The following is a 4053-nucleotide window of genomic DNA, read 5'->3' as shown; positions in this document are numbered from 1 at the left end:
GTCACGGTCGGCGAACTTCGCTCCGAGTCCGGGACCGTCTCCAACCCCAACGCCGCGCCGCGCTCGCGACACCGCGCCGCGGCCGTCTCGTGTCGCTCCCGGACCGCGTCGAGCCCCTCCGCCAGCCATAGGTCGAGCGCCGCGTCGAGCGCGACGACCTCGGTCGTCAGGTGCGTGTACGGGAATTCGTCGCTCACGTCGCGGAACGGGAGGAAATTCGCGTACAGCGAGTGCGGGCCCCGCTCCTCCATCGCGGCCCACGCGCGGTCGCTCACCGCGGCTGTCGCGAGCCCCGGCGGGGCGCTGAAACACTTCTGGGACGCGCCGAGACACACGTCGATGCGGTCGGTCGGCACGGCCACCCCGCCGAGCGAGGAGACGGCGTCGACGACCGTGAGTATCTCCCCGTCAGCGGCCTCGATCCGGTCGAGCGCGGCGTCGATACCGTTCAGCGTCCCGGTCGGCGTCTCGCAGTGGACCATCGTCGCGAGGTCGAAGTCGGCGTCGTCGGCCGCCAGCGCCTCGTCGAGCGCGTCGAGCGGGAGCGGCTCGTCGTGGTCGGCCGCCACCAGCGTCGCGTCGCCGCCGTACGACTCGACGAAGTCGGCGAACCCCTCGCCGTAGAGCCCGTTCGACAGGCACAACACCTCGGTTCCGGGTTCGACCAGCGAGGCGACGGCCGCCTCCAGCCCTAAGATTCCCTCGCCGCCGAGGACGACCACGTCGCGCTCGGCGGTCGCGGCGCTTCCCCGGTCGTCCGCGCCTGCGTTCTCGGCTCCCCTCGAATCGACGCCGTAGACGGTCGCGAGTCGCTCCGTGACCCGACCGTATATCTCCTGGAATCGCGGGTCCACGTCGGGATTGATCAGCTCGCGGGACATCGCCTCGCGCACCGGTTCGGGGACCGCGGTCGGTCCCGGCGTCATGAGCATACGCCCCGGTTTGGCCGGGCGAACATAAACGGACCGCGGGAGCGAAAGAACGATCTGCGAGAGCGCGGGAACACGAAAATGACCTGCGGGAGCGCGGGAACGACTCCACGGGAACCCGACACGTTCATATCGTTCTGTCGCCTCGTTTCCGCCACGATGATGCTCCCGACCCACGTGCTCGCGGGGATGCTCCTCGCGGCCCCGCTGGTTCGGGTCGCGCCGGAGCTGGCCCCGGTCGGGTTCGCCGCCGGCTTCCTCGGCGGTCTCTTCCCCGACCTCGACATGTACACCGGGCACCGCAAGACGTTCCACTACCCCGTCTACTACTCCGCGCTCGCGGTTCCGGCGACGCTGGCCGCGCTCCTCGCTCCCTCCACGGTCACCGTCGCCGTCGCCCTCTTCCTCCTCGGGGCGGCGCTCCACAGCGTCGCCGACGTGTTCGGCGGCGGCTTGGAGCTCCGGCCGTGGGAGGGCAACTCCGACCGCGCGGTGTACGACCACTACCGCGAGGAGTGGGTCGCCCCGCACCGCGGCGTCCGGTACGACGGCGCGGTCGAGGACCTCGCGATCTGCGTCGCGCTAGCGATCCCCCTCCTCCTCTTGGTCAACAGCCCGCTCCGCGAGGTCGTGATCGGCACGGTCGTCGTCGCGGCCGTGTACGCCGTCCTGCGCCGACGCCTCGCGGAGATCGCGGCGGCGCTGATCCGGCTGCTCCCCGACGCCTCGACCCCTACCTCCCCGAGCGGTATCGGTGAGGCGTCGTCGCGGCCGTCGCGGCGGCCTCGCCGTTTCCGCCCGGCCGGGTCTCCCGCGAACCGACTCGGATCACGGTCGACGTCGCCGGCTGGATCAACGTTATTAGGTGTCCCGACTCGTTTCATCCGACAACAGTCCGCGCCGGCGACCGGGTCGGTTCCGGCGCGCACGACCCACCATGCAACAGTACCTCGACCTCGTCGACGACGCGCTCTCGACGGGCACGTACAAGCCGAACCGGACCGGCGTCGACACCATCGCGACGTTCAGCGGGCAGTACACGATCGACCTCGCCGAGGGGTTCCCGCTCTTGACTACGAAGAAGATGGACGGCTACCGGTGGAACTCGCTCATCCACGAGGTGTTGTGGTACCTCTCCGGCGAGGAGCACATCCGGAACCTCCGCGAGGAGACGAAGATCTGGGACGCGTGGGCCGACGACGAGGGGAAGCTCGACACCGCGTACGGCCGGTTCTGGCGACGTTATCCGGTTCCGGCGGACGACGCCGCGCTCCCCGGCGAGACGTGGCCCGACGACGCGCACCGCTGGGTCACCGTCGAGGAGGCCGACGATGGGACGGAACGCCGCACGTTCGATCAGATAGGGTACGTCCTCGACACGCTGGCGGAGAACCCCCACTCGCGCCGGATGGTCGTGGACGCGTGGCACCCGGCGAACGCCGCCGTCTCGACGCTACCGCCCTGCCACTACACCTTCGTGGTGAACGTCCAGGACGGGCGGCTCAATCTCCACCTCACGCAGCGCTCGGGCGACATCGCGCTCGGCGTCCCGTTCAACATCGCGGCGTACGCGCTGCTCGCGAACGCGCTCGCCCAGCGGACCGGCTTCGAGGTCGGCGAGTTCGGTCACACCGTCGTCGACGCCCACGTCTACTGCGGCCGCGGCGACCGAGGGAAGTGGTACGCGAACAACCTGAAGTACGTCCAAGAGCGGCTCGCGAACGTCGAGAGCAAAGAGGAGTACCTCGATGTGAAAAGCTGGGTCGAGCGCACCGCGCCCGACGAGCCGAACGGACAGGAGGGGTACGACCACGTGCCCGGCCTGCTCGAACAGCTCTCGCGGACGCCCCGCGACCGCCCGCGGATCGAGATCGCGGACGCGCCGCTCGACGAACTGACGTACGACGACGTCGAACTCGTCGACTACGAGAGCGCGGACGGCATCTCGTTCGCGGTCGCGGAGTGATGGCGGGCGACGACGCCGATCCCGACCTCGTCCTCGTCGCCGCGGTCGCCGAGAACGGCGTGATCGGCGACGACGACGGGATGCCGTGGCACTACCCCGCGGATCTGGCGCACTTCAAGCGGCTCACGACCGCCCACCCGGTGATCGTCGGCCGGAAGACGTACGAGGGGATCAGAGACCGGCTCGGCGGCCCGCTCCCCGACCGGACCAGCGTCGTGATGACGACGCGGTCGATCGACGACGGCGATCTCTCCGACGGCGCGGTCGTCGCACACGACCTCGATGAGGCCGTCTCTCGCGCGACCGCGGACGCCGCCGACCGCGGCGTCGACGCCGTCTACGTCATCGGCGGCGCGACGGTGTACGAGCAGTTCCTCGACCGCGCCGACCAGCTGGTAATCACCGAGATCCCCGAGCGTCCCGGCGGCGACGCGCGCTTCCCCGAGTGGGACGCCGAGGAATGGGCCGAAACCGACCGCGAGAGAGCGGACGACCTCGCGTTCGTCACCTACGAGCGACGCGGCGCGAACTGACCGCCGCCGCGTTTTCTCACTCTATGAACCGCGACTCCACGTCCCCTGACGGCATCATACATCGGTCCTTCTTGCCGAACCAGCGGTATCGGTGCTCGGCGACGAAGTCGTACACGCGGTCGCGGACCGGCGCGGGGACGTATCGGAACGGGGAGAGCAGCCGGTAGCGGCCGCCGAGTCCCGTCGCGATCCGAATGACCGCCGCCGACTTCACGTAGCTCTCGCCGTCCTCGATCAGGACGATCGACTCGATCTCGTCAGTCGGGAGGTCGTGTTCGGCCAGCAGCGCCTGTCCGACCTCGGACTGGAGGGAGGCGAACCGGTACTTCCCCTCCGGGTCGCGGGGGTGGACGAACTGTACGAACCCGCTACAGAGGTTACAGACGCCGTCGAACAGTATGATCGCGGCGTCCTCCGGGATGTCCCCGTCCATCACCCGTAATCGTACGCCGCCGCCGCAGTTCAGGATTCCGGTGCGATCGGACCGAGTCCCCCCGGAAGCCGAGCGACGGCGACCACGCGACGGCGACCGCGCGCCGTCGCACGGAAAACTTATACTGATTCCTCCGCGTCTCCAACTAGTTGGACTCCAAGATCATGGCTCGAAGCCTCTCGGTCGCGGGCG

4 protein-coding genes and 1 pseudogene are annotated in these 4053 nt (G+C 69.5%); 3 read left to right on the top strand and 2 right to left on the bottom strand.

Features of this window, described 5'->3' with window-relative positions; all coding sequences use genetic code 11:
* The coding region (locus tag BN903_RS11430; protein ID WP_048077875.1) for an alanine--glyoxylate aminotransferase family protein at window positions 1-932 on the bottom strand (932 nt) is incomplete at its 3' end.
* 159 nt (window positions 933-1091) lie between these two features.
* On the opposite strand from BN903_RS11430, the pseudogene BN903_RS18475 reads away from it, so the two are divergent.
* The 3 genes and pseudogenes from BN903_RS18475 (at window position 1092) to BN903_RS11415 (ending at window position 3428) form a co-directional block, all read left to right on the top strand.
* Window positions 1092-1687 (top strand): annotated as a pseudogene (locus BN903_RS18475) (metal-dependent hydrolase).
* Window positions 1688-1866: 179 nt separating this feature from the next.
* A complete protein-coding gene (thyA, locus tag BN903_RS11420) occupies window positions 1867-2895 on the top strand; it encodes a thymidylate synthase (RefSeq protein ID WP_048077842.1) in 1029 nt (342 codons plus the stop codon).
* Window positions 2895-3428: a dihydrofolate reductase gene (locus BN903_RS11415; RefSeq protein ID WP_048077841.1), complete on the top strand. Its 534-nt coding sequence runs from the start codon at window positions 2895-2897 to the stop codon at window positions 3426-3428. Before thyA ends, BN903_RS11415 begins: the two co-directional genes overlap by 1 nt.
* Before the next feature lie 16 nt (window positions 3429-3444).
* Here BN903_RS11415 and BN903_RS11410 read toward each other — a convergent pair whose 3' ends face one another.
* Window positions 3445-3861, bottom strand: a complete 417-nt coding sequence (locus tag BN903_RS11410; protein ID WP_048077840.1) for a thiol-disulfide oxidoreductase DCC family protein — start codon at window positions 3859-3861, stop codon at window positions 3445-3447.
* Window positions 3862-4053: the final 192 nt, after the last annotated feature.

This window comes from Halorubrum sp. AJ67, from assembly GCF_000513435.1.
The sequence above is the reverse complement of the archived record's forward strand: the minus strand, read 5'-3'. Positions and strand labels throughout refer to the sequence as shown.

Coding starts and splice junctions, on each gene's coding strand:
- thyA (WP_048077842.1), top strand. CDS start 1,867: ATGCAACAGTACCTCGACCTCGTCGACGACGCGCTCTCGACGGGCACG.
- BN903_RS11415 (WP_048077841.1), top strand. CDS start 2,895: ATGGCGGGCGACGACGCCGATCCCGACCTCGTCCTCGTCGCCGCGGTC.
- BN903_RS11410 (WP_048077840.1), bottom strand. CDS start 3,861: ATGGACGGGGACATCCCGGAGGACGCCGCGATCATACTGTTCGACGGC.